The sequence below is a fragment of the Paraburkholderia caffeinilytica genome (genome assembly GCF_003368325.1).
GTDB lineage: Bacteria > Pseudomonadota > Gammaproteobacteria > Burkholderiales > Burkholderiaceae > Paraburkholderia > Paraburkholderia caffeinilytica.
Genome location: NZ_CP031466.1, coordinates 1694927 through 1718576 on the forward strand (window position 1 = coordinate 1694927; position 23650 = coordinate 1718576).

At 64.8% G+C, this 23650-nt stretch carries 20 protein-coding genes, 1 pseudogene and 2 riboswitches; of the genes and pseudogenes, 9 read left to right on the forward strand and 12 right to left on the reverse strand.

The window, feature by feature from the left end; all coding sequences use genetic code 11:
* Nucleotide 1: 1 nt before the first annotated feature.
* The gene (gene cobW, locus DSC91_RS07530; protein ID WP_175171972.1) at nt 2-1111 is read right to left on the reverse strand and encodes a cobalamin biosynthesis protein CobW; all 1110 of its coding nucleotides are present in this window, start codon (nt 1109-1111) and stop codon (nt 2-4) included.
* 190 nt (nt 1112-1301) lie between these two features.
* Nucleotides 1302-1574: riboswitch (cobalamin riboswitch) on the reverse strand.
* A gap of 80 nt (nt 1575-1654) precedes the next feature.
* A riboswitch (cobalamin riboswitch) is annotated at nt 1655-1882 on the forward strand.
* 225 nt (nt 1883-2107) lie between these two features.
* Between cobW and cobA the strand changes: the two genes are divergently transcribed.
* The 5 genes from cobA to bluB are packed head-to-tail and all read left to right on the forward strand — an operon-like array spanning nt 2108 to nt 6006.
* Nucleotides 2108-2914, forward strand: a complete 807-nt coding sequence (cobA, locus tag DSC91_RS07535; protein ID WP_115779743.1) for a uroporphyrinogen-III C-methyltransferase — start codon at nt 2108-2110, stop codon at nt 2912-2914.
* The gene (locus tag DSC91_RS07540) at nt 2911-3462 is read left to right on the forward strand and encodes a cobalamin biosynthesis protein (protein WP_115777545.1); all 552 of its coding nucleotides are present in this window, start codon (nt 2911-2913) and stop codon (nt 3460-3462) included. The genes cobA and DSC91_RS07540 overlap by 4 nt, the downstream gene beginning before the upstream one ends.
* Nucleotides 3459-4061, forward strand: a complete 603-nt coding sequence (gene cobO, locus DSC91_RS07545; protein ID WP_115777546.1) for a cob(I)yrinic acid a,c-diamide adenosyltransferase — start codon at nt 3459-3461, stop codon at nt 4059-4061. Before DSC91_RS07540 ends, cobO begins: the two co-directional genes overlap by 4 nt.
* 3 nt (nt 4062-4064) lie before the next feature.
* Nucleotides 4065-5363, forward strand: coding sequence for a cobyrinic acid a,c-diamide synthase CobB (locus tag DSC91_RS07550; protein WP_115777547.1), 1299 nt, complete (start codon nt 4065-4067; stop codon nt 5361-5363).
* Nucleotides 5347-6006, forward strand: a complete 660-nt coding sequence (gene bluB, locus DSC91_RS07555) for a 5,6-dimethylbenzimidazole synthase (RefSeq protein ID WP_115777548.1) — start codon at nt 5347-5349, stop codon at nt 6004-6006. Before DSC91_RS07550 ends, bluB begins: the two co-directional genes overlap by 17 nt.
* Before the next feature lie 22 nt (nt 6007-6028).
* Here bluB and DSC91_RS07560 read toward each other — a convergent pair whose 3' ends face one another.
* The 8 genes from DSC91_RS07560 to DSC91_RS07595 all read right to left on the reverse strand — a co-directional run bounded on the left by DSC91_RS07560 (nt 6029) and on the right by DSC91_RS07595 (nt 17352).
* On the reverse strand, nt 6029-6664 hold the full coding sequence (locus DSC91_RS07560; protein ID WP_115777549.1) for a DUF4136 domain-containing protein: 636 nt from the start codon (nt 6662-6664) through the stop codon (nt 6029-6031).
* The gene (locus tag DSC91_RS07565) at nt 6661-9192 is read right to left on the reverse strand and encodes a CHASE2 domain-containing protein (protein ID WP_115777550.1); all 2532 of its coding nucleotides are present in this window, start codon (nt 9190-9192) and stop codon (nt 6661-6663) included. Before DSC91_RS07565 ends, DSC91_RS07560 begins: the two co-directional genes overlap by 4 nt.
* 66 nt (nt 9193-9258) lie before the next feature.
* A complete protein-coding gene (locus tag DSC91_RS07570) occupies nt 9259-10713 on the reverse strand; it encodes a FecR family protein (protein ID WP_115777551.1) in 1455 nt (484 codons plus the stop codon).
* On the reverse strand, nt 10710-11447 hold the full coding sequence (locus DSC91_RS07575) for a response regulator transcription factor (protein WP_115777552.1): 738 nt from the start codon (nt 11445-11447) through the stop codon (nt 10710-10712). The genes DSC91_RS07570 and DSC91_RS07575 overlap by 4 nt, the downstream gene beginning before the upstream one ends.
* 583 nt (nt 11448-12030) lie before the next feature.
* Nucleotides 12031-15558, reverse strand: coding sequence for a DEAD/DEAH box helicase (locus DSC91_RS07580; protein WP_115777553.1), 3528 nt, complete (start codon nt 15556-15558; stop codon nt 12031-12033).
* A 209-nt stretch (nt 15559-15767) separates the two neighbouring features.
* Nucleotides 15768-16547 (reverse strand): DeoR/GlpR family DNA-binding transcription regulator, encoded by a 780-nt coding sequence (locus DSC91_RS07585; RefSeq protein WP_115777554.1) that lies wholly within the window; start codon nt 16545-16547, stop codon nt 15768-15770.
* A gap of 104 nt (nt 16548-16651) precedes the next feature.
* Nucleotides 16652-17053: a type II toxin-antitoxin system MqsA family antitoxin gene (locus tag DSC91_RS07590; RefSeq protein WP_115777555.1), complete on the reverse strand. Its 402-nt coding sequence runs from the start codon at nt 17051-17053 to the stop codon at nt 16652-16654.
* Nucleotides 17054-17055: 2 nt separating this feature from the next.
* Nucleotides 17056-17352 (reverse strand): type II toxin-antitoxin system MqsR family toxin, encoded by a 297-nt coding sequence (locus DSC91_RS07595; RefSeq protein WP_115777556.1) that lies wholly within the window; start codon nt 17350-17352, stop codon nt 17056-17058.
* Between the two features lie 166 nt (nt 17353-17518).
* Here DSC91_RS07595 and DSC91_RS07600 point away from each other — a divergent pair, with 166 nt between their 5' ends.
* Nucleotides 17519-20023, forward strand: a complete 2505-nt coding sequence (locus DSC91_RS07600) for a GcvT family protein (RefSeq protein WP_115777557.1) — start codon at nt 17519-17521, stop codon at nt 20021-20023.
* Here DSC91_RS07600 and DSC91_RS07605 read toward each other — a convergent pair.
* The 3 genes and pseudogenes from DSC91_RS07605 to DSC91_RS07615 form a co-directional block, all read right to left on the reverse strand.
* Nucleotides 20020-20559: a cytochrome b gene (locus DSC91_RS07605; protein ID WP_115777558.1), complete on the reverse strand. Its 540-nt coding sequence runs from the start codon at nt 20557-20559 to the stop codon at nt 20020-20022. The genes DSC91_RS07600 and DSC91_RS07605 overlap by 4 nt on opposite strands.
* Nucleotides 20556-20774: pseudogene (locus tag DSC91_RS07610) on the reverse strand (catalase); the annotation flags it as partial. The gene DSC91_RS07605 and the pseudogene DSC91_RS07610, both read right to left, overlap by 4 nt.
* 218 nt (nt 20775-20992) lie before the next feature.
* Complete coding sequence (locus DSC91_RS07615) at nt 20993-21262, reverse strand: DUF4148 domain-containing protein (RefSeq protein ID WP_115777559.1); 270 nt, start codon at nt 21260-21262, stop codon at nt 20993-20995.
* A 167-nt stretch (nt 21263-21429) separates the two neighbouring features.
* Between DSC91_RS07615 and DSC91_RS07620 the strand changes: the two genes are divergently transcribed.
* The 3 genes from DSC91_RS07620 (at nt 21430) to DSC91_RS07630 (ending at nt 23641) form a co-directional block, all read left to right on the forward strand.
* A complete protein-coding gene (locus tag DSC91_RS07620; RefSeq protein WP_115777560.1) occupies nt 21430-22155 on the forward strand; it encodes an anti-sigma factor family protein in 726 nt (241 codons plus the stop codon).
* A gap of 143 nt (nt 22156-22298) precedes the next feature.
* Nucleotides 22299-22817, forward strand: coding sequence for a sigma-70 family RNA polymerase sigma factor (locus tag DSC91_RS07625; protein ID WP_115777561.1), 519 nt, complete (start codon nt 22299-22301; stop codon nt 22815-22817).
* Nucleotides 22814-23641, forward strand: a complete 828-nt coding sequence (locus DSC91_RS07630) for an anti-sigma factor family protein (RefSeq protein WP_115777562.1) — start codon at nt 22814-22816, stop codon at nt 23639-23641. Before DSC91_RS07625 ends, DSC91_RS07630 begins: the two co-directional genes overlap by 4 nt.
* Nucleotides 23642-23650 lie beyond the last annotated feature (9 nt).

The following is a 23650-nucleotide window of genomic DNA, read 5'->3' on the forward strand; positions in this document are numbered from 1 at the left end:
GTTACGCCTGTTGCGGCAGGGCGCTCGCCACGGCGCCCAAGGCGGCGTCGAATGCCTGTTGCAGCACGGCTTGATCGAGGTCCTCGCCGATCAGCACGAAGCGGCTTTGCTGGCGTTCGCTCCCTTCACCTGCTTCACCCGCTTGCCAGCGCCGGTCGAAGTAACTATCGAAACGGCGGCCCACGCCCTGGATCACGAGACGCATCGCGGCGCCCGGCAGCGCCGCGAAACCTTTGACGCGGTAAATCGTGTTCGTTTCGACGAGCCCCTGCAACGCGGCGATCGCGGCTTCGCGCGACGAAACATGCGCCTGCACCACCACCGAATCGAATTCGTCGTGGTGGTGATCGGCGTCTTCGGCCGAACCGTGATGGTCGTGGCGCAGATGGATCGTCTCTTCCGACGCTGCTTCGAGGCCCAGCAGCGTATGCAAGTCGAGCTGACCCATCTGCGCGCGCACGATCTTCACTTGCGGCGGAATTTCTTCGCGGATGATGGCCTCGACAGAAGCCTGCTGCGCTTCGTCGAGCAGATCCGTCTTGTTCAGAATCACCAGATCGGCCGCCGACAATTGATCTTCGAACAATTCGTGCAACGGCGATTCGTGATCGAGATTCGGATCGGCCTTGCGTTGCGCATCCACCGCGACCGGATTGTCGGCAAACTGGCCGCTTGCCGCAGCCGGGCCGTCCACCACGGTGACGACCGCGTCGACAGTGAAGCTATTCTTGATCTGCGGCCAGTTGAACGCCTGCACCAGTGGCTTCGGCAAGGCGAGACCGGACGTTTCGATCAACACGTGGTCGATCTGCTCGCGGCGCTCGACCAGCTTTTCCATCACCGGGAAAAACTCTTCCTGCACGGTGCAGCACAGGCAGCCGTTCGCGAGTTCATACAGCTGCCCTTCAGTTTCGACGCCGTTCTCATCGCAGCCGATGCCGCAACCCTTGAGGATTTCCCCGTCGATGCCGAGTTCGCCGAACTCATTGACGATCACCGCGATGCGCTTGCCGCCCGCATGCTGAAGAATGTGCCGCAGCAGCGTGGTCTTGCCGCTGCCGAGAAAGCCCGTGACGATGGTGACGGGGATCTTGCGCATTTGAGTTTGCATCGTGAGGTCGATCCTAGAAGTTGCACGTGCACGCCGGCGCATTGTCAATGTGTATAGGTCGGGCAAACGAGGCACATGCCCCAAACCACGACACTGACCAAACACGGGGACGAACAACGGCGCTGCCGGGGCAACTGAAAAACAGAAAACAGGAATGAGGTCATGAACGCCCCACCGCATCCCCGCGGTAGTCATTCTTCGTAATCTGGCCGGTATCCGGGCTGGCGAAAGCGCCGCTTCCCCTTCCCGGACGAGTGATTTCTCGCCCAGTGGTTATATGCCGACGCGGCCTTGCGCGTGGACATCGAAGCCGGCTCCGCGGCGCTGAAAAACGCACCGCTTTTCGCTTACCGTTGCGGGGGCAGCACAGGTTGACCCGGTCCATTGCAGGTGGGCACCCTGTTTCCCGTTTAACTGCATGCGCACGAGCGCGCACACGAGCACCAAAGTGCGTGCGAGTTTAGGCCCGCGACCCCCGCGCCGTCAAGGAAGCGCGGGCCGCGGCAGGGCCTTTCCGCAGTGTCGGCGCGGCCTGCCCTGTGCTATCGTATGCGCGCGTTTGGTGCCCGCATATGCGTTCGCATGTGCAGTTAAACGGGAAACAGGCCGCGCTCGCTGCGCTCAACCTGTGCTGTCCCCGCAACGGTAAGCGACCTGCGGTGCTTTCGCATCGCGCATGCGTTTTTGATGCCACTGTCTGACGAATCCGGACGGGAAGGCAAAACGCGTGAGGCCGTCAGCCCGGATACCGGCCAGACGCGGAGGCAGTGAGCGTCACGCTGCCGGCTGCCGGAATCCGCGAGGGACGGATGTGAAGGCGCAAAAAGCACGACGTAGCGCGGCCGTTGGCGTGTTCCTGTGGGAAACGCGGCGAGCGGCCCGGTTCGTCGCGCGTAATCCGTCACACCGCATGACCTCAATGTCCGCCGCCTGCGGCCTCATCAAGCCTCATCCGTTTCCGCCTGTCACGACATGGCGCTCGCCATGCACGCCGCGATGAGCCGCGCCTGGCTGATCGGCGCCGGCCCCGGCGACGTCGAGCTGATGACGCTCAAGGCGACGCGCGCGCTGGCGCAAGCCGATGTGGTGCTGGTCGACGATCTGGTGAACCCCGACGTGCTGCAGTTCGCGCGCGCCGATGCGCTGGTCGTGTACGTCGGCAAACGCGGCGGGCATCCGTCAACGCCGCAAGCCGGCATCGTCGCGCAGATGCTCGACCATCTGCAGGCGGGACGCAGTGTCGCCCGTCTGAAAGGCGGTGATCCGTTCGTGTTCGGCCGTGGCGGCGAGGAACAGCAGGCGCTGCATGCCGCCGGCATCGACGTGGACGTGATCAACGGCATCACCGCCGGAATTGCGGCGCCCGCGGCAATCGGCATTCCCGTGACGCATCGCGATCACGCGCAAGGCGTGGTGTTCGTCACCGGACACGGCGCCGGCAGCGGCGAGCCCGACTGGGCCGCACTCGCCGCCACGCGGATGACGCTGGTGGTTTACATGGGCATGCGGCGGCTCAACGAAATCGTCGACGCATTGCTCGCGGCCGGGATGAGCCCCGAAACGCCGTGCGCGGCGATCGAATCGGCTACGCGTCCCGAGCAACGGCATACGCTCGCGCGGCTCGGCGAGTTCGCGGATGCGGTCTCGCGCGCCGGACTCGGCTCGCCGGCGATCGTGGTCATTGGCGGCGTGGCGTCGCTGGCCTGGGCGCGGGATGCGATCAATGCTGATTCGGCGGGAGCGCTGGAGGCTGCGCGAGCGGCAAACGCAACTAGCCCCGCGAACCCCACGGACGTGCCATGAAAACGCTAACCGTCGGCATCGGCTGCCGTTCGCACAGCTCCGCAGAGCAAATCGAAACAGCTGTGCGTGCCGCACTCGGCTCGCACGCATTCGATGAAATCCGCACGATTGCCTCGGTCGACATCAAAGCTCACGAAACCGGCCTGGTCGAATTCTGCGCACGTCATGCACTGCCGCTGAAGCTGTTCAGCCGCGAACAGATTGCGGCGATCTCCGTCGACAATCCGTCTGCGGCCGCACGCGAGCATCTCGGCATCGACGGCGTCTGCGAACCGTGCGCCTTGCTCGCCGCAGCGACCGGATCCGATACGGCTAACGCTCCCGGTGCGGCCCTCACGCCGACATTTGCGTCGGCTGCGTCAGTTGCATCGGCTGCCTCGATTGCACCCATCGCCTCGCCTGCGTCGCTTGCACCCAATGCCTCTAACGCACGGCTACTCGTGCGCAAAACCATCCACAACGGCGTCACGGTGGCGATAGCCTCGACCACCGCCCACTCCGCCCGAGAACAGACAAACAACGGCACTCAAGAACAGGACCTCCCATGAAGACCGATCCCGAATCGCATCAACGCATGACCGAGCGCCGGCGCGAAGGCCACGAGAAAAAGCAGGCCGGCGCGACCGTCGAAAAAGGTCTGCTGATCGTCAATACCGGCACCGGCAAAGGCAAGACCACCGCCGCATTCGGCATGGCCGTGCGGGTGCTAGGCCACGGCATGCGCCTCGGCGTCGTGCAATTCATCAAGGGCGCGCTGCATACCTCGGAGCGCGACTTCCTCGGCGCGATCGCCAACTGCGACTTCGTCACGATGGGCGACGGCTACACCTGGAACACGCAGAATCGCGATGCCGACATCGCCACCGCGCGCAAAGGGTGGAACGAAGCACGCCGCATGATCGAGAGCGGCGACTATCAGATGGTGATCCTCGATGAACTGAACACCGTGCTGAAGTACGAATACCTGCCGCTCGACGAAGTGCTGTCGGTACTGAACGCGCGCGCCGACATGCTGCACGTGGTGGTGACCGGCCGTCACGCGCCGGACGCGCTCATCGAAGCCGCCGACCTCGTCACCGAAATGCGCATCGTCAAGCACCCGTATCGCGAGCAAGGCGTGAAAGCGCAGCGCGGCGTGGAGTTCTGAGCGATGTCCGCGTGCCCCGCCCTGTTCATTAGCGCGCCCGCATCGGGTCAAGGCAAGACCACGATTACCGCCGGTCTGGCGCGCTACCATCGGCGGCTGGGACGACGCGTGCGCGTATTCAAGACGGGCCCCGACTTTCTCGACCCGATGATCCTGGCGCGCGCCAGCGGCGCGCCGGTCCTGTCGCTCGATCTATGGATGGTGGGTGAGCCGGCCTGCCGGAACCTGCTCGCGCAGGCGGCGGCCGAAGCGGACCTGATCCTGATCGAAGGCGTGATGGGCCTGTTCGACGGCACGCCGAGCAGCGCCGATCTGGCAACCGCATTCGGCGTGCCGGTGCTTGCGGTGATTTCGGCGAAGGCGATGGCGCAGACCTTCGGCGCGGTCGCCTTCGGTCTCGCGCAATTCAGGCCGCAGGTGCCGTTTTACGGCGTACTCGCCAATCGCGTCGGCTCGGCGAGGCACGCGCAAATGCTCGAGGAGGCGTTGTCGCCGGACCTGCGCTGGTGCGGGTATATCGGCGGCAACGACGAAATCGAATTGCCCGACCGCCATCTCGGCTTGCATCAGGCCGCGGAAATCGACGACCTGGACACGCGTCTGGAGCGCGCCGCCGATGCGCTCGCGCACACCGCGCTGAGCGAATTGCCGCCGCCGGTCGAGTTCGGCACGCCTGAAGAAGAAGCACCGCCGCGTCTTCTCGACGGCAAGCGGATCGCGATAGCGCGCGATGCCGCGTTCTCCTTCATCTATCCGGCCAACATCACGCTGTTGGAAACGCTCGGCGCGCACGTGGACTATTTCTCACCGCTCGCCGATGAAGCGCTGCCGGAGCACGCCGACGCCCTTTACCTGCCCGGCGGCTACCCCGAACTGCATGCGGCCTTGCTCGCTGGCAACCTGCGCAGCGCCGCAACGATCCGCGCGCATGCTGCCGCCGGCAAACCGGTCGTCGCCGAATGCGGCGGCATGCTCTACCTGCTTGAACAGTTGACCGACACGAGCGGCGCCACAACCCCGATGCTCGGCCTGCTGCCCGGCCATGCCACCATGCAGACGCGCTTCACCGCGCTCGGCATGCAACAGATCGACAGCCTGCACGGTCCAATGACCGGCCACACGTTTCACTACTCGAAGCTGACGACACCGCTCACGCCGTTGTGTTCAGCCACCCGGCCAAATCACGACGCCCCCGGAGAAGCCGTGTTCCGCGCCGGCTCGATCGTGGCAACCTATATGCATGCTTACTGGCCCTCCAACCCGGCCTTCACGGCCGCCCTGTTCCATGGCGAAGCCTTTTAACGATTCCGAACGCGAAGCCGTCTATCGCGCGATTTACGAACGGCGCGACATGCGCCATTTCGTGCGCGATCCGGTCGACCCTGCCGTGTTGCAACGCCTGCTCGACGCGGCGCATCACGCGCCGAGCGTCGGCTTCATGCAGCCGTGGCGCATTGCGCGCATTACCGACCCTGCTGTGCGCACGGCGCTGCACGCGACCGTCGAAAGCGAACGCCTCGCCACCGCCGACGCACTCGGCAAGCGTCGCGAAGAGTTCATGAAGCTGAAAGTGGAAGGCATGCTGGAATGCGGCGAACTGCTGGTGATGGCGCTGATGGACGGCCGCGAGCGTCACATCTTCGGACGCCGCACCTTGCCGGAGATGGACCTGGCTTCCGTGGCGTGCGCGATCCAGAACATGTGGCTGGCCGCGCGCGCGGAAGGTCTGGGGATGGGCTGGGTGTCGCTATTCGACGTCGACTCGGTCCGCACGCTGCTGCATATGCCCGAGGGCGCGCGGCCGGTGGCGATCCTGTGCCTCGGCCACGTCGATCATTTCTACAGCGAGCCGATGCTGGAAACCGAGCGCTGGGCAAGCCGCCTGCCGCTCGCCGCTTGCGTATTCGAAAACCGCTGGCCGGAAGACGACCCGGCGCCGGAATAGCGCGGGCGCGAGTTTCTTGCCGCTACGGCTGAAGCGGCTTGACCGAAACGACGTCCGGCACGCCGCCCGCCTGACCGGTCCGCAGTTTCACGCGCCAGTCGTGCGGCGCATCGAACGGAAATTTTGCCAGCGCGCTCTTCACGAGCACCGGCATCGCGTGCAGGGGATCGGCATCGCGATCGCTGCTGGCTGCGCTCACCTTGTAGACCTCCTGCCCGCTCGACTGCTCGAAGAAGCGCAACGTCAACGCGTGCTGATAGGCGCGTCCGCCGAACAGCGAAAACGGCGGTTCGGGCGAGCGTTCGCACGCGTCCGGCGCGCAATCCTTCGCGCCCACGCTGACCGCGGCCGGCCGAGTGTCATAGGCAATCGACAGTAAATAGTGCGCGGACTTGCCCGCCGTATCGACGAAACCGTTCTTCGCCAACTCGTCGCGCAGCATGGTCTCGAATGGCGGATGATCCGCGCTGGCATCCTGCGAGGGCATCCGCGCAATCGTATAGGTGCGCTCGCCCTGCAACACGGTCGAAGGATTCGGCGTGTGCACGTCGGCGTTCAAGCCCGCGCATCCGGTCAGACTCGCCGCGGCCAGCGCAGCACAGATCAATATCGCTTTCACCAGCTTCTCGCTTCGATAAGGTGAGTGTTCGTAAGTCATGGGCGCGGCGTTGCGGACAGGTTGGTTTGCGCTTCCTCGAGTGCCGGCAGGGAAATCGTGAACGCCGTTCCCTCGCCAGGCGCGCTGACCACCTCGACATCGCCGCCGTGGCGCGTCACGACGGTCTTGACGAACGCCATGCCCAACCCCGCGCCGCCCACTTCCGGCCGCTCCGTCTCGTGAAAGCGCCTGAAGCGCTCGAACAGACCGGCCTGTTGCTCCTTGGGAATGCCGTAGCCTTCGTCGCGAATCGTGCACGATACACGTTTTGCCGCGCCGGGCGCAGCCGTCTGCGCATGGCCGCCTGGGGCGCCCCGGGTGTCGAGGCCGCCGAGGCTCTTCAGGCTGCACGTGATCCGCGTATCCGGCGGACTGTACTTGACCGCATTGTTCAGGATGTTGACGAGCGCGCGCGTCATCAGCGAGCGGTCGGCGCAGATCCAGTGCCCCTCGTCGGCATCGGTCCCGCCGTCCGTATCGGTTTGCAGCGTGATGCGCTTGGCGTGGGCCTGCGGCCAGACTTCGTCGCTGGCGTCGATCATCAGCTCGGTCATGCTCACCGGTTCGAGCACATAGGCTTGCGATTCGGCGCGCGCGAGCTGCACGAAATCGTCGGCGAGCGTCAGCGCACGTTGCGCATAACGCTCGATGCGCTCCAGCAGGCCACGCGCGAGCACCGGTTCGCTGCGCGCCCGCTCGATCTCCACCAGCGCCAGAATCGAAGCCTGCGGCGAGCGCATATCGTGCGACAGCAGCCGCAACGCGTCTTCCCGTTGGCGCTCGGCCGCATGCAAGGCCGATACATCGACGAGGCCTGCGATCCAGCCGGTCGTCTCGCCTTGCTCGTTCGTGCAGTTCGCATAGCGCAGCAGATGGTCGCGCTCGTGGGCGTCGCGCACCTCGACGCCTTGCGCCATCAGCGCGGCAAACTCGCCGCGCGCGGGATCGAGCAGCGCCGGCCACTGGGCATGCGCGAGCAGATTGTTTTCGGCGTCCGACGCTGCGCCACTGTCGATGGTCTTGACCAGCGTCAGCCCGCCCAGCACCGCCCGCATCGGCCGGCCTTCCGGCAGCGGTGCGCCAAGACGCGCGAAATGCGCCTTCGCGGCATGGTTCGCAATCAGCACGATGCCTTCCACGTCGCTCACCAGGATCGGCTCGGGCATGCTGTCGAGGCTGTCCCAGACGAAGCGCTTCATGTCCTGCACGCGCTGCGCGGCCTGCGCCATCAGCGCCATATGCTGCTCCAGCACGTCGCCGCCGAACTCGCGGCGGCGCTGCGGCGTTTCCGGCAGAAGGTGCGGTTCGTCGGCAAGGCGTTGCAGCTCTTCGCGCAGATAGGCCATCGTCATTTCGAGGCGCCGCCAGTTCCAGATCGGATATACCACGATCAAACCGGCGATCGCCGGCACCGGCGACATCCACAGCCGCGCGCCGTACAGCAAGGCCGCGCTGCCGAGGGTGGCCAGCACGCCCAACGCGACGGTCAGCAGCAACGAGCGGCGCGGCGACAGCACCAGAAAGCCGGCGAGCAGCGCGGCGAGCGGCGCCAGTGACACCACGAACAGCACCCATGGCCCGGCGGGTTCGAGCTCCCTGCCGGTCAGCAGCGTGTCGAGCACGTTCGCATGAATGTAGACACCGGGCAAAGGCCCCAGCTCGCCGGACACCGGTGTTGCAAAACGGTCGTACAAGCCGGACGCGGTCACGCCGATCAGCACGATGCGCCCACGCAGCGTGTCCGGCGGGACATGGCCGGCGAGCACGTCCGCGAAACTCAGCTTCGCGTAGCTCTGCGCGTTCGAACCGAAGGGGATCAGGAAGCGGCCCTCGCCTTCGCCATGGTCGTCGGATTGAGCCGCCGCCTCGCCGGAAGACTGCCGGTGCGGCGGCGCGGTCAGCTGCAGCGCGCCACGCTCGACGGCCCGGGCGACCGGCACCATCAATTGCGGCCAACGCGAGCCCGCGTCGCCCTCGAACCGCGCGACGCTGCGCACGATGCCGTCGCTATCGACTTCGAGGTTGATATGTCCAAGCCCGGCCGCGGCATGCGCGAGCGGCGCCACCGGTTCGACCGCGACGCGCTGGCCGGCGCTGTCCGGTGGCGTCAGCAGCATCGGCAGATAGGTGGGGCTCAGCGCGACCGCGCGGCCAAGCTCGGTGTCTTCCGGATTGGCTTCGGTGAACAGCACGTCGTAGATCACCGCGGCGGGCTTCGCCTTCGCAAGCTGGTCGAGCAGCCTGGCGTGGACGCTGCGCGGCCACGGCCAGCGGCCAAGCTGCGCAATGCTGGCATTGTCGATTTCGAGCACTACGATGTCGCGCAGCAACGGTTGTGCGCGCAGCCCCAGAAACCGGTCGTAGACCAGATGATCGACGCCGGCGGTCAGCCGGCCGGGCGAACCAAGCAGAATCACCACAATGCCCAGGCAGCCGATCGCCACCCATTCGAGCAGGAAGCGGCGGCCGGCGCGCCGTCCGAGGCGGGCGCGCGGGTCGAGGCTCAGGCGCGTGTGTGTGGTCGGCAAGGCGTGGCGTGGGCGAGAGCTAAGGAGCGGGCCGGTTGTCGGCCCGGCCCCGTGAATCTACCAGCGTCAACGTGCAAGCGTAAACGAGCGGACCGCGCTGCTCTTCTCGTAGAAGCGGCCGTTTTCGAACTGCTCGGCAACGACCGTCCAATAGTAGACGCCGCCCGGCAGGTCGCTCACCACGATCTGGTCGCCCGTCAGATCCGTCTTGTCGACGAGCGGATGGCGCAGGTCGGCGGTCGTGGCCAGCACGAAACGAAAGTGCGTCTCGACCGTGGAGCGGCTGACGAACCAGCGGAACTCGTAGTCGCGGGTACCGGCGCGCGGGCTCGCCGAGGCGCTCAGCCCAAGTTGACGCCGCTCGAAGCCGTACACCTGGGGCAGGCCCTCGAGTCCGTTCGCGTCGATCGCGGCGATACGCACGAAATACGTGCCGTCGGCCAGATCGCCGAAGTCGGCATGCGGCGCGCTCACGCGCAGATCGCGGATCAGGTCGAGCTGATCGGCATCGCGCGCAATCTGCACGCGATAGGCCACCGCGCGCTCGGCCGGCACAAGATCGAAAGCGACCGTTTTGCCGTCCTGCACCTTGGCCGGTTCGGTGAGCGACGGCGCGGCCAGCAACTCCACCGGACGGCCAATCGCGCTGCCTGTCCGCGTGACATTGCCAAAGCTTGCCTTGACGAGTTGCGCGGACGCCTGCAGCGGTACGCCCGGCGGCGGCGCAGAGGCCTGGCCGCCAACTGCGGCCGGGTCGACACCGACCGCGCCGTCCAGCACTTCCACCGCCGTGGTTTGCGCGTCGCCGTCGTAGGCGACCTTGAAGCGCGTACCGCGCACACCCGCTACAACCGATGGCGAGCGGATCTGGAAGCGGTCGTCCTTTTTGGTGGCATGCGTGACCTGGCTGTCGACTTCGCCACGCCGCAGATCGAGCACGCGATCACCCGCGCCAGTGAGCGCGGTGCGCCGCAGCTTGCCGATGTCGAGCAGGCCGTCCTGCGACATCGTGACGTGCGAGCCGTCCGGCAACTCCAGCGTGACAAAGCCGTTATGGCCGGTGCGGATGCGATCGCCCTCGCCCAGCGTCGTGCCCGCGGTGAGCGGCGTATAAGGATTGCCGCCGAAAGCGTGTTCCGCCGGACCGCTCGTCGCGATCACGCGTGCCGACTCGGGGTCCTGCCGGAGCCTGTCGGCCGGCAGGCGCAGCGTAATCCCCGCCGGCATGCGGCGCGGCGCGGGCACATGGTTCAGACGGCTCAACACGGCCCAATCGCCGGCGTCGCGCAGATAGCGGCCGGCGATTTCGTACAAGGTGTCGCCGTCGTGGGTCACGTAAGACACGTAGACTGGCGCGGCCGTTCTGGTACGCGGCTTTGGCGCGCGCGGCGATTGCGCCTCCGCCGACGCCGGCGCGAAGCACGTCATTGCAATCAGGCCGGCCACCGCCAGCGCCGCACCGGCGCGCCAACCCGGTGAAGCTGCGCAGCCGGGCGCTACCGCATCGAAAGCAACCGTCACGCATCCCCCGCTTCGGGGCGTTCTTCGGCCGCCACGGCCGGCGCGCCGGATTCGATCCGCTCGAGCCGGTACCCATAGCCGTAGATCGGCGTCAGACGATAGCCCTTCTCCGGGCGCAAGCCGAGCTTGCTGCGCAGCATCGACACGTGCGTGTCCATCGTGCGCGACGGGATGTCCGTCGCCTGCTTCCAGATCACGTCGAGAATGTGCGCGCGCGACAGCGGCCGGCTCAGGTGCTGGAACAACAGCAGCGCGAGCTCGAACTCCTTCTGCGTCACGGCGACGGTCGCGCCGCGCACCACCACGTGCTTCGCGCCCAGGTCGAATTCGAATTCGCCGAAAATTTCTTTCGCCGCAGGCGGCTTGAGGTGATACGCCCGGCGCAGCAACGAGCCGACGCGCGCCAGCAGAACCGCCGCGGAGACCGGTTTGACGACGTAATCGTCCGCGCCGGTGTTGAGGATCGAGGTGATATCGGTTTCGCGGCCGCGGCTCGTCATGAACAGGACCGGCAAGCGCTCGGAGAGGCTTTCGCGCACCCAGCGCAACACCTCTTCGCCCGACATGTCGGGTACGTTCCAGTCGAGCACGAGAAGGTCGAAGGTTTGGCGCCGCAGTTGCCGTACCAGTTCTCGGCCCGCACCGAAAGCGTGACAGACGTGGCCGGCCGTCGACAGCGTTTGGCAAACCAGGTCGGCTTGCGCCGAATCGTCATCCAGGACTGCAATTCTCATAAAACCCCGCAACGCGACATCGTCCTTAGTAACTGAAGGCCGGCGAGCCGGCAGATGGCCGGGATGACGGCGCACGCACCGGCGATCCAGCTTCCTGTTTTCATCTTCGGCTGCACTCTTTTTCGATTAATGGTCCCTTGCCTCACACCCCGTTCAGATCCGCTGCCGCACTGTCTCGAAATTGGCGCGTATTTTTGCTTTGTCGCGCCGATTAGCGAGGGGGCAGATCATGATAATCGAAAACGGCTCTGCGCTTTCATGGATGCGATTAAGTCGCTATCCAAGCCGGCTCTGTCATTCCGAGCCGTTCCATGGGATTTACCCCAAGGCCTCTCAGGCTCTGCCCGCTATTGAAATCGACCTCGATGGGTCGCTCTTCGGGTCAGTTGGTCTCGCCCGCACGGTAATTGGCCCCGCCTACCTTTTGTCCTATCGGGCTGTGCCCCCCGGCGTTCAGGAAACAGCGATTTGACAATTTGCGAGTCAGTATAGGAACAGTCTCAAAATAAATCGTTTAAAGATTGTTAGATCGTTTAACTGAAACTAAAAGCACAGGCTCCGCATCCGGCGCGGCCCCGATTTCTCACCTGCCGCTTTCAATCTCGGGCATCGGCGCGAATAGCGCGTCGAGATCGTCGTCTGAGAATTTGGCAGCGCCGGCGGCGTCTTCGGAGAGAATACTGTCGGCGAGTCCGGCCTTCTGCTCCTGCAACTCCACGATCTTTTCCTCGATGCTGCCCGCCGCGATCAGCTTATAGACGAACACGGGTTTGTCTTGCCCCAGCCGGTGGGCACGGTCGGTCGCCTGATTTTCGGCGGCGGGATTCCACCACGGATCGTAGTGAATCACCGTATCAGCGGCGGTCAGGTTCAAACCCACGCCCCCCGCCTTCAGGCTGATCAGGAACAACGGCACCTCCCCTTGCTGGAAGCGCTCGACCGGTGTAATGCGGTCCGTCGTGTCGCCAGTCAGAATGACATAGGGAATCGCAGCGTCTTCTAGTGCCTCGGCAATCAGCGACAACATGCCGGTGAACTGCGAGAAAAGCAGCACGCGCCGTCCTTCCTCGATCAATTCAGGCAGCATCGACAGCAGCAAATCGAGCTTGGCCGAGCGTGTGGCGCGCGCCCCCTTTTCGCCCCTTTCCGCTTTTTCCGGCTTTTCCGCTCTTTCCGCTCTTTCCGTTTTGCCGCGCTTTTCGCCCGGTTTTTCGCCTGGTTTTTCGCCCGCTTCGCCCGCCTCCTCGTCAACCTTGATTTTCCGCACGAGACGCGGGTCGCAACAAACCTGGCGCAGCTTCAGCAGGGCGTCGAGCACGATAATGTGGCTGCGCGCAAGACCTTGCGCGCTGACCGCCGCGCGCACCCGCTCCTGCATTGCCGTGCGCACGGTTTCGTATAGATCGCGCTGCGCGCCCTCCAGGTCCACCGAACAGACGATGGTGGTCTTGGCCGGCAATTCCTTCGCGACCTCGTCCTTGCGGCGGCGCAGCATGAATGGCCGGATGCGGCGCGCCAGCAATGCGCGGCGCACGCCGTCTCCGTTCTTCTCGATCGGATTGCGCCAGCGCCTCGCGAAATCCTTCTGGCTGCCGAGAAAGCCCGGCAGCAGAAAGTCGAACTGCGACCACAGTTCGCCGAGGTGATTTTCCAGCGGCGTCCCCGTCAAACACAGTCGATGCCGCGCGCGCAATCCGCGGATCGCCTGTGCCGCCTTGGTGGTTGCATTCTTGACGTACTGCGCCTCGTCGAGGATCAGCAGGTGATAGTCATGCTCGGCGAGCACCTTCTGATCGCGCCACAGCAGCGCGTAGGTCGTAAGAATCAGCTCATGCTCGCCGATCTGCTCGAAGCGCTCCTTGCGCTGCGGGCCGTTCAATACCAGCACTTTCAGTTCAGGCGCGAAGCGGCGCGCTTCCTCGCGCCAGTTGTGCACGAGCGTGGTCGGCACGACGATCAGTGCGGGACGCTCGAGCCGTCCGGCTTCTTTCTCCGCGAGAATGTGCGCCAGTGTCTGCACGGTCTTGCCGAGACCCATGTCGTCGGCCAGCACGCCGGCCAGATCGTGTTCGCGCAGAAACTGCATCCAGTTCAGACCCTGCTGCTGATAGGCGCGCAGTTCCGCCTTCAGGCCACGCGGCACCGGCACCTCGTGCAAACCCGGGCCGGCCTGCAGCCGCTGCGCCAGTTGGCGGATCGAGTCGTCACCCTGGAATTGCCAGCGGCCCGTGCTGTTCAATGCTTCGAGGCGGCCCGCGTCGACCGAGGGCACGCGCAGCGGCGCGCCGTCGGCCAATGTGCCGCCCAGTGAGTCGAACAGGTCGACCAGCACGCGCACCACCGGCTTCAACCGGTCGGCGCGCAAGCGCAGACGCTTGTTTTCCTCGGTCTTCAGCTCGATCGGTTCGTCGTCGGCGATGGCTTCGAGCGCGCCGCCGAGCCAGCGCCGGTCACGCCGGAACAGGTCGGCGAGCAGCGGTTCGAGCCGCACATTGCGCTCGCCGATGCGGATGCCCATCTCCAGGTCGAACCAGCCGTCGCCCGCCTGCTGCGCGGTGCCGTCGATCGCATCGATCTCGATGATGTTGTAGCGGAACTCCGGCGCCATCGTCACGCGCCAGCCCTGGCTCACGAGGTCCGGCACGGCGTCGTTGACGAAGGCCGACCAGGCCTCGGCATCCGGCAGGCCGAGCATCGTGTCGGGCAAAAGCCGCGATGCGTAGACGCGGCTGGTCGGGACTTTCTGCAGCCCGGTCTTGCGCAGTTCGAGCAGGCGCTTCTTCTCGGCTTCGTAGCGCCGGCGAATATGGATGACGTCGCCACCCGGCATGGGCACGAGCGTGACGCTGCTATCGACATTGATGCTCACGCCGTCGTAATCGAAGCTGACGCCGGCCAGCTCAACGGCCTCGGACTTGCGCTGCCCCGCCTTGGGGGCAGACGGCAGCGCGTGGCTGTTGAGCGAGAGCACGGGAACGGGATCGACGTCGATCACCCGGATCGAAGACGCGTCATGCGTGGGCGGCAGCGGCAAGTCGGGCGCGATCTCGCGCAGCACCGACGCGACCAGCGGCGCTTCGGCGAGCGAAATCGGCGGCATGGCAAGGTAATCGGGCAACTGCTGGAACGGCAACGACGACTCGACGATACCCGCTTCGTTCGCCACGCCGTCCACATACCAGACCGGCTCGGTGGGCAGCACCATGGTGGCGCGCGGCTCGGTGCACAGCACCGGCCGCAGGCGTTCGTCCGCCAGCGGCTCCCATTCGATCCGCCCGGGCCGGTCGGCGCCGCGCGACAGCGGGGTCGGCCCCTCGTGGCCCGGCGCCGCTTTGAGCTCGAAGAACAGGCGCCCCGTGGCGATCAGCTTTTGCAGCATCTCCGCGCCGCTCGTGCCGCGCAGAATGAATTGACCAAAATCTTCGCGGGAGCGGCCGAGCCACAAACCCCGCAGAATCGACAGGTCTTCGTCGGAGACGAACCTGGGTTGCTTGAGCAAAGCGGCTTCCACATTGCCCCACGGCTCGTCGACTTCGACAACCGTGCCGTCCGGATGGCAACGCGCCCGGTACAGCACGACCTCGTGACGCATGTGGAAATTGGACCAGTTCAGCAGGTAGGCCAGCGTTTGAGTGCGCGCGGCGCCCGCCTTCTGGGCAACCGCATCGGCGGCTTCGGCGCGCGCGCGAAAACGCTCGAGCCAGCTGACCAGTTCGGGGCGCACACCGGACGGCGCCTGGACTGCCGTTCCGGACGGCGTCCGAGGGTAGCCGGCGTCTGGATGCTCATCGGAGCCCGTGTCAATGTCGACGTGGGTGATGTGGTCCATCTCGTCGTGATACTCGAGTTCGGCGAGCAGCAGCGCGGCGACATGCTTGCAGTTGCGCCCGACCGGGCAACTGCAGTCGCCCTGCGCCCAAGGTCGGCCGCCATCCGTACGAAACCGCACCCGCGTGTGGTACGGGAGCACGCGGGTGCCTTGCACGTAGCCGCTCAGCGTATCGCCGCGCCACTCCACCTTCGAGATTGCGCCGACCGAGCGCGCCTTGGCGACCGTGTGCTCACCCAGCCATTCCGTAATCCGTTCCCGATCGAAGAAAACTGACGACATCAGGGTCCATTCCTTTTCAAGCCGGCGAAGGCGGCGATGCGCGAACGCAGAAGCGACGCGGCAGGCGATGAATGGCGACTGCCCGCGCAGTTTCGGTTCCGCATAGATTGCCCGTGGTAACCCGCCATTTTACGCGTTGGACGAAATTGGCTGTGGAGACGGCTTTGAAGGCGGCTTTAAAGGCGGCGCGAGGGGTGGACTGGATCGGCTCAAGGCGCGGGAACGCCGGATGCCCCGGTACTCACCGCCAGCCCGGCTGCCGCGAACACCTGGGCGAGCGCCGGCGGCGGGGCTTCGTCGGTCACCAGCAGATCGACCGCATCCGGGCCGAACGCGTGCACCAGCGCGCTATGACCGAATTTCGCGTGGTCCGCCGCGACCACGCGCTGCTCGGCCTGCGCGAAGGCGGCGAGCGAAAACGCCACGTCGGCGGGTAGTGCGTCCATGAAACGGCCCTGCATGTCGATCGCGGTGACCGAGACGATTGCGTAGCGCACATGAAACTGGCGCAGGAAGGCAAGCACGCTGTCGCCGAAAGCGGCGGAGTCGTCGGCGCGCAGTTCGCCGCCTGCGATGAACACCCGGTTGCCATTGCGCGACGCCAGCACGCGGGCGACTTCGATGGAATTGGTCACCACCGTGAGCCGCGAGCGCGCGCTGAGCGCCTGAGCGATATGCAGACAGGTTGTGCCACCCTCGAGAATCAGCGAATCGCCGTCCCGCACGAGTTCGCCGATGCGCGCGCCGATCGCCTGCTTGCCCTCACGGCTTGCCACCATGCGCCGCTGGAACGGCGGCTCGTCGAGACGCTCGGGCAGCATGATGCCGCCGTGGACCTTGATGAGCAGCCCGTCGGCAATCAGCGGCTTGATATTGCGGCGGATGGTCTCGTCGGACACCTCGAAGCGTCCGGCAAGATCGGTGATCGTGCAGGTACGCTGCTCGCGGACGAGTCGCAGGATTTCGGCTTGGCGTTGGGTGGAGAACATGAGATGGAGACCTGGGCGACGGCGCTCAGTCTAGCAAACACCTCATCGTTCGCCAATAAATCTCAACTCATTTCCATACAAACCCACAATCGGCCCTCCAAAGCTCAGCCGGCTCTCACTTCCGCCAGCAATTCGGGATGCCGGTCCAGTACCTTCAACAGTTTGATCAGTGCGAGCGGCGGCCTCGTCTTGCCATTCTCATACCGCGAAAAAGCATTCACCCCGCCGCCAAAAATCTCCGCCGCCTCGCGCTGGTCCAGATCGAGTTTCTTGCGGACGGCGGCAATGAATGCGGGATCCACTTGAGATGCATTCACCTCTTTGTTGAAGGCCAGCATCATTTGACCCGTGCGGGTCGCCTCGTCCATGTCGAGTACTGCCTCGTCGCATGCCGGGCAATAGTCGCCGGTGACGGCCTCGAAGACGGCCGTCTCCCCTTTGTAGACATAGCGCATATTGCGCGTATCGCGTACCAGTTCGGCCGCTCCGCAGTTCGGGCATTTCATGCTCACCACTCCTTGAATGACACGACGAGGACGTCATCGACCACCGTCAATTTCAAATAGACCATGCCTGCTTCAGTCATGGCGCAGTAGACGTCCTGCCAGACCCGATGATCCGCGTACGTAGTCATGCTTTTTCTGAAAGCACGCCGATCAAGCGACATCAGAGTTTCGACAATGACGTCAGGCCCGAAGCCGAGTGCCGCAGCCCCAATCACGGCCGATTTCGTGATTCTGATTTTTCCTGCGCGCGCGAGGCCCTGAGCATCGGCCAATTTGCAGTGAGGCGTATTTTTTTCCATCTTTGCCTCCGGTTGATATTAACCTACTTGGTTATGAAAAGATAGCGACACCGTCTGTTGCCGACCTATCCGCGACCTTCTTTGATCCCGGATTAGCCGAATTGATCGTTGCTTTTTGTCAAATTTTGTTGCAATCTACGCGCCTTAATTCAACCAATTCCCACATATGTCAACACCCATCCCCACCCACGCCCGTGTTGTCATCATCGGTGGCGGCATCATTGGCTGCTCGGTTGCCTATCACCTTGCCAAACTGGGTTGGACCGATGTGGTTCTGTTCGAACAGGGGCAACTGTCGTGTGGCACGACCTGGCATGCGGCCGGCCTCGTCGGGCAACTGCGTGCGCAGGAAAGCATGACCCGGCTGATCCGCTATTCGACCGCCCTCTACGCGGAACTCGAGGCCGACACCGGCCTCGCCACCGGTTGGAAGCAATGCGGCTCGCTCTCCGTAGCCCGCACGGCCGAACGAATGACGCAACTCAGGCGCACCGCCGCCGTCGCGCGCGCCTACGGCGTGGCGTGCGACGTGATCAGCCCTCGGGAAGCCGGCGATCTCTGGCCGGTGATGCGCACCGACGACCTGCTCGGCGCCGTCTGGCTGCCCGGCGACGGCAAGGCGAATCCCACCGACCTGACCCAGGCCCTCGCCCGCGGTGCCCGCACGCGCGGCGCACGCATCGTCGAGAACACCCGTGTCACGGCGATTCACACACGCACCGCGCTCGAAGACAAGGCGAACGGCACGACGGGAGCACGCGAAGTCAGCGGCCTCGCGTGGCGCAACAAGGAGGGCCAAGAAGGCACGATCGGCGCTGACATCGTCGTGAATTGCGCGGGGCAATGGGCCAAGGCGGTGGGTCGCCTGTGCGGCGTGACCGTGCCCCTGCATTCGGCCGAGCACTACTACATCGTTACCGAACGCATTGCCGGCGTGCATCCGGACCTGCCGGTGATGCGCGATCCGGACGGCTTCATCTACTTCAAGGAGGAAGTGGGCGGTCTCGTGATGGGCGGCTTCGAACCGGACGCGAAACCGTGGGGCATGAACGGCATCCCGGACAATTTCGAATTCCAGTTGCTGCCCGACGACTGGGATCAGTTCGAAATCCTGATGGAAAATGCGCTGCAACGCGTGCCCGCGCTCGAAACGGCGCAGGTCCGCCAGTTCTATAACGGTCCGGAATCGTTCACGCCGGACAACAACTTCATCCTCGGCGAAGCGCCGGAATTGCGGCGTTTTTTCATCGGTGCGGGTTTCAATTCGATGGGGATCGCATCGGCGGGCGGCGCCGGCATGGCGCTGGCGGAATGGATTGTCGCGGGCGAACCCACGATGGACCTGTGGCCCGTCGACATTCGCCGCTTTGCGCGCTTTAACGGCAACGACACGTGGCTGCACGATCGCGTGAAGGAAACACTCGGCCTGCACTATGCGATGCCGTGGCCGAATCGCGAGCTCGACAGCGCGCGGCCGTTCCGCCGTTCGCCGCTGTATTCGCTGCTGCGCGACGATGGCGCCTGCTTCGGCAGCAAAATGGGCTGGGAGCGCGCCAACTTTTTCGCGCCGACACCCGCCGAAGCGCGAATCGATTACGCGTTCGGTCAGCAGAACTGGCTGCCGTGGAGCGGCGCCGAACATCGCGCGTGTCGCGAAGGCGTCGCGCTATTCGACATGACGTCGTTCTCCAAATTTCTCGTCAAAGGACGCGATGCGGAAAGCGTGCTGCAAGGCATCGTCGCGAACGATGTCGCCGTGCCGCCCGGCACCACGGTCTACACCGGCATGCTCAACGAGCGCGGCACTTACGAATCGGATTTCACGCTCACGCGGCTCGCTGACGATCAATACCTTCTGGTCACCGGCACCGCGCAAACCACACGCGATTTCGACACCCTCGAAAAAGCGATTCCGCGCGACAGGCACTGCACGCTGGTCGACGTCACCGGCCAATACGCCGTGCTTGCCGTCATGGGCCCACGTTCACGCGAGTTGCTGCAAAGCGTGTCGAAGGCGGACTGGAGCAATGAGGCGTTTGCGTTCGGCCAGAGCCGCGAGGTCGACCTCGGTTACGCGACGCTGCGCGCCACCCGCGTCACCTACGTCGGCGAACTCGGTTGGGAACTGTACGTGCCGGTCGAGTTCGCAGTCGGCGTGTACGAGACTTTGCAACAGGCGGGCAAGGCGTTCGGTCTCGTCAACGCGGGCTACTACGCAATCGACTCCTTGCGCATCGAGAAAGGCTACCGCGCGTGGGGCCGCGAACTGACGCCTGATACGAATCCGTTCGAAGCGGGGCTGTCGTTCGCCTGCAAGCTCGACAAGGACATCCCGTTCCGCGGCCGCGACGCGTTGCTGAAATTGCGTACCGAGCCGCTGCGCCGCCGCATGGTGGTGCTCACTGCCGACGGCGCCGCCGATCGCATGCTGTGGGGCGGCGAAGCCATTCTGCGTGACGGCAAGCCGGTCGGCTTCGTCAGTTCGGCGGCCTCCGGGCACACGCTCGGCTGTCCGGTGGCGATGGGGTACATCAACAATCCGGATGGCGTCGCCGATGCGGCCTATCTGAACAGCGGTCAATACATGATCGATGTCGCCGGCGATCTGCTGCCGGCGACCGTGCACCTGAAGGCGCCCTACGATCCGCGCTCGGAACGGGTGAAGGGTTAACGTCCGCCGCGTGCCATACTCGACAACACGCCATCGCGGCGGATCAAACCATGAAACAGCGCCGCGGCGAGATGCAACAGCACGGTGGCAAATAGCGCGAATGCGAGCCACGTATGCAGTGCGCGCAGCAGCGCGAACAGCGCCGTACTATGCGGCGCGATCGGTGGCAAATGCAGGGGCCCGTATAGCGTAACCGGATATCCCGCCGCGGATAGCATCGCCCAGCCGATCAACGGCATCGCCGCCATCAGCGCGTAGAGGACGAGATGCGACAGCCCGGCGGCGATGCGCTGCGGCGCCGGCATATCCGCAGGCAACGGCGGACTGCCGCGCCGGATGCGCACGCTCGCGCGGAGTATCACGAGCAGCAGCAGCGCTATCCCAAGCGGCTTGTGAATCGCGACCAGCGTGGTATGCGCCTGCGACACCGTCGCGACCATGCCCACGCCGATGAACAGCATGGCGACGATCAGCGGCGCCATCGTCCAGTGCAAAAGACGCGGGAGCGGGCTGAAATGGGTACGCGTCTGTGTCATGAACGCTCTCCGTTCGACTTCGTTTGATGAACCTCGGGATGCAGCGATTCTTCGCGCGTGCGGCGCTTATACGACAGCGCGTAGGCAGCTGAGCGCGCGGCGAGCAACGGATCGTTCGAAGGCCGGATGCCGGCCGGCAAGATGGTCGGATCAAAATTGATATCGCGGCAGTCGCCGTCTTCCTGCGACGTCGTGCGATCGATCACCAGCGTGCCGTATAGGCGAAGCCGCCGGCAAGAGCCGCGACGACCGCGCCGATCGCGGCGAGCCGGCATGGCACGCATGGAGGCGCAGCGTTGGGAACGGATGGTTTTGTCACGACGACTCCTTGACTCTCGGATAGATGCACTCATCGGCTAACACCCGATTCAGCGATCTATTCCATTCGACAGGCGGCGCGTCCGTTCCGTGTACGCGCCGGCCATCGATACCGTCAATTGACGCTGCCTGCCGTCGCGGCGCCGCTCGCGACGTGGCTCGCGGCGGCCGCCCGGGCAGCGAGCGCCTCCTTGTTGTGCTTGACCTGCTGTGCAAAGACGGGATTCACATCCGGATACGATGCATCGGTAACGTAGTCAAGGCCGTTCTGCTGGGCCTCGATCAATTCCTGGTAGACCTGAGCACGCGTCTTGCCTTCTGCGAAAGCACTCGACGAAGCAGCCAGAACGACGACGGACAAGGCGGCAATAGCGATCTTCTTCATGATGAACTCCAGAGAGTTTTGTGCGGGTTTGCATGAGGGAGAACCACGGGTTCGCGGCTTTTATTCCTGCCTTGGCGCGCTGTAAAAAACAAACCTCGAACGTGGAATAAACCCATGCCTGCGTGTGTTCGCCACTCGATAGCTGAAATCCGACGACCGCCGACACCATGACCTCAACCGCCCCGCCCTCCGATTCGCCGCTTTCCGAAGCCGACATTCAGGCCTACGCCGATGGCACGCTGACGCCGGAACGGGCTGCGTTTCTGCAGGACTATCTGGGCAAGGACCCGGCGGAAGCGCGTCGCGTGGCCTTCTACGGCAGGCTCAACGCGCAGATGCAGCAGGCTTTTCAAACAACGGACGAACCCGTTTCGACACGCGCCGACGGATGGCGCGGCGCACCCGGCCGGCTGAAGGCCGCGAAGCGCCCGGGCAAGGTGGCGAATGCGCTCGGCGCGCTCGTTCTGGCACTGGTGGCCACGAGCGGCTGGCTTGCCGCCACCGAGGTGTCCCGTCAGGCGCTCGACAATGCCGCTGTGATGGCGTTGGCGGAAACCGCCGCCGCCCCGTATTCCGCTGCCTCGCCCACGCGAACCGACGCGTCCGCGCCCAAGCTCGCCGCGATCGGATTGCGACTCGTGGATCACCGGGTCCTATCGCTCGGCGCGTTCCAACGCGCCAGCGAATTCGTCTATCTGAACGCAGACAACCGGCCCGTCGTACTGATGTCCACGCCGGCACTGCTGACGCCGGCCCAACCGCAGTGGGCCGCCCGCCGCATCGGCGAGATCCGCCTGCTGACCTGGACGGCGCAGCGGCAGCGCTTCGTGGTCGCCGGCGACGCCCGCACCCACGGCCTGATGCGCGCCGCCGACGCGATGACGATGCGGTAAGCCCTGCCCCGTTTTTTTCGCAACACGGCAAAAACAACGGAATAAAATGCGCCCACGCGTGTTTGCCCTTCGAATGCGCGTGGTGGATCAATCAACGGCCGCCTATCCGGCGCCCCACGAGAAGCCCACGATCGGGATGGAAAATGGATGTCCGTGACGAGTTGATGGAGCATGTGCCGCGCTTGCGGCGCTATGCGCGAGCGCTGATCAACAACCGCGATCTCGCCGACGACCTGGTGCAGGACACGCTCGAGCGCGCGCTCGGCCGCACCGGCATGTTCCAGCCCGGCACCGATCTGCGCGCGTGGCTATTCACGATCATGCATAACGTGTTTGCCAATCAGGCGCGCAAGGCATCGGCGCGCGCGGTGCACGTAGCGGTCGATGACGACAGCGTCCACGAAAGCGAATTTGCCGTGCCGTCCGATCAGACCCGTTCGCTCGAAATGCGCGACCTCGACTACGCGTTGCAGCGTCTGCCCACGGAGCAGCGCGAAGTCGTGCTGCTGGTCGGTCTCGAGGAAATGAGCTACACCGACGTGGCTCTCGCACTGAACATTCCAATCGGCACGGTGATGTCGCGACTTTCGCGCGGTCGCGAACGGCTTCGCGCATTGATGGCGGGCACGCAGCCCGGTGCAAAATTAAAGGTGGTGCGATGAGCGACCAACACACGCCGATCGGCGAAGAAGACCTGCATGGGTACGTGGACGGCACGCTGTCGGACGAACGACGCGCCGAGGTTGAGCGCGCGCTTGAGCAGAGCCCCGAGTTGGCCACACGCGTCAGCGATTACTTCTCGTTGAACAACATGTTTCATGAACGCTATGACCGTGTGCTGAGCGAGCCCGTGCCCAAACGTCTGCAGACGCCTCCGGCCCGCGGGCGTCGCTGGCGCATTGCCGCCAACTGGCCTCAGTTCGCCGGGATGGCCGCGGCGCTGGTGTTGGGCGTGGGCATCGGTGTCGGCACGCATAGGGGACAGGATGTCGTGGCGCCCGTCGCCGGTCACTCGGATACGCGCCCGGTCAGTGCGGACAGTTCGGAAATGTTCGCGCGGCAAGCCGCGGTGGCGCATGTGGTCTATATGCCTGCCGTCGACCGCCCGGCCGAAATGACTGCGGATCACGAACAGGATTTCGTGCAGTGGCTGTCCGATCGCCTCGGCACCAACGTGCATCCGCCGATGCTCTCGAAGAGCGGCTTCAACCTCTCGGGCGGCCGCCTGTTGCCGGGCGCCGATGGGCCGACTGCGCAATTCATGTATCGCGGGCCGAATGGCGAACGCGTGACGCTGTGCATTTCGCATCGTCAGGTGAACTCGAACACCACCGCGTTCAAGCTCTATCAGGACGGGCCGGTGAACGTGTTCTACTGGGTCGACGGCGACTTTGGCTATGCGGTGTCAGGCGGGATCGATCGCAAGGTGCTGTTGCAACTGTCGCATGACGTGTACTCGCAGTTGACGGGCGCCGCGCCGGGTTGAGATGCCGTG

Excerpts from the sequence above, each read along its gene's own strand:
- cobW (WP_175171972.1), bottom strand. The coding sequence starts at position 1,111 with ATGCAAACTCAAATGCGCAAGATCCCCGTCACCATCGTCACGGGCTTT.
- cobA (WP_115779743.1), top strand. The coding sequence starts at position 2,108 with ATGAGCCGCGCCTGGCTGATCGGCGCCGGCCCCGGCGACGTCGAGCTG.
- DSC91_RS07540 (WP_115777545.1), top strand. The coding sequence starts at position 2,911 with ATGAAAACGCTAACCGTCGGCATCGGCTGCCGTTCGCACAGCTCCGCA.
- cobO (WP_115777546.1), top strand. The coding sequence starts at position 3,459 with ATGAAGACCGATCCCGAATCGCATCAACGCATGACCGAGCGCCGGCGC.
- DSC91_RS07550 (WP_115777547.1), top strand. The coding sequence starts at position 4,065 with ATGTCCGCGTGCCCCGCCCTGTTCATTAGCGCGCCCGCATCGGGTCAA.
- bluB (WP_115777548.1), top strand. The coding sequence starts at position 5,347 with ATGGCGAAGCCTTTTAACGATTCCGAACGCGAAGCCGTCTATCGCGCG.
- DSC91_RS07560 (WP_115777549.1), bottom strand. The coding sequence starts at position 6,664 with ATGACTTACGAACACTCACCTTATCGAAGCGAGAAGCTGGTGAAAGCG.
- DSC91_RS07575 (WP_115777552.1), bottom strand. The coding sequence starts at position 11,447 with ATGAGAATTGCAGTCCTGGATGACGATTCGGCGCAAGCCGACCTGGTT.
- DSC91_RS07580 (WP_115777553.1), bottom strand. The coding sequence starts at position 15,558 with ATGTCGTCAGTTTTCTTCGATCGGGAACGGATTACGGAATGGCTGGGT.
- DSC91_RS07585 (WP_115777554.1), bottom strand. The coding sequence starts at position 16,547 with ATGTTCTCCACCCAACGCCAAGCCGAAATCCTGCGACTCGTCCGCGAG.
- DSC91_RS07590 (WP_115777555.1), bottom strand. The coding sequence starts at position 17,053 with ATGAAATGCCCGAACTGCGGAGCGGCCGAACTGGTACGCGATACGCGC.
- DSC91_RS07595 (WP_115777556.1), bottom strand. The coding sequence starts at position 17,352 with ATGGAAAAAAATACGCCTCACTGCAAATTGGCCGATGCTCAGGGCCTC.
- DSC91_RS07600 (WP_115777557.1), top strand. The coding sequence starts at position 17,519 with ATGTCAACACCCATCCCCACCCACGCCCGTGTTGTCATCATCGGTGGC.
- DSC91_RS07605 (WP_115777558.1), bottom strand. The coding sequence starts at position 20,559 with ATGACACAGACGCGTACCCATTTCAGCCCGCTCCCGCGTCTTTTGCAC.
- DSC91_RS07615 (WP_115777559.1), bottom strand. The coding sequence starts at position 21,262 with ATGAAGAAGATCGCTATTGCCGCCTTGTCCGTCGTCGTTCTGGCTGCT.
- DSC91_RS07620 (WP_115777560.1), top strand. The coding sequence starts at position 21,430 with ATGACCTCAACCGCCCCGCCCTCCGATTCGCCGCTTTCCGAAGCCGAC.
- DSC91_RS07625 (WP_115777561.1), top strand. The coding sequence starts at position 22,299 with ATGGATGTCCGTGACGAGTTGATGGAGCATGTGCCGCGCTTGCGGCGC.
- DSC91_RS07630 (WP_115777562.1), top strand. The coding sequence starts at position 22,814 with ATGAGCGACCAACACACGCCGATCGGCGAAGAAGACCTGCATGGGTAC.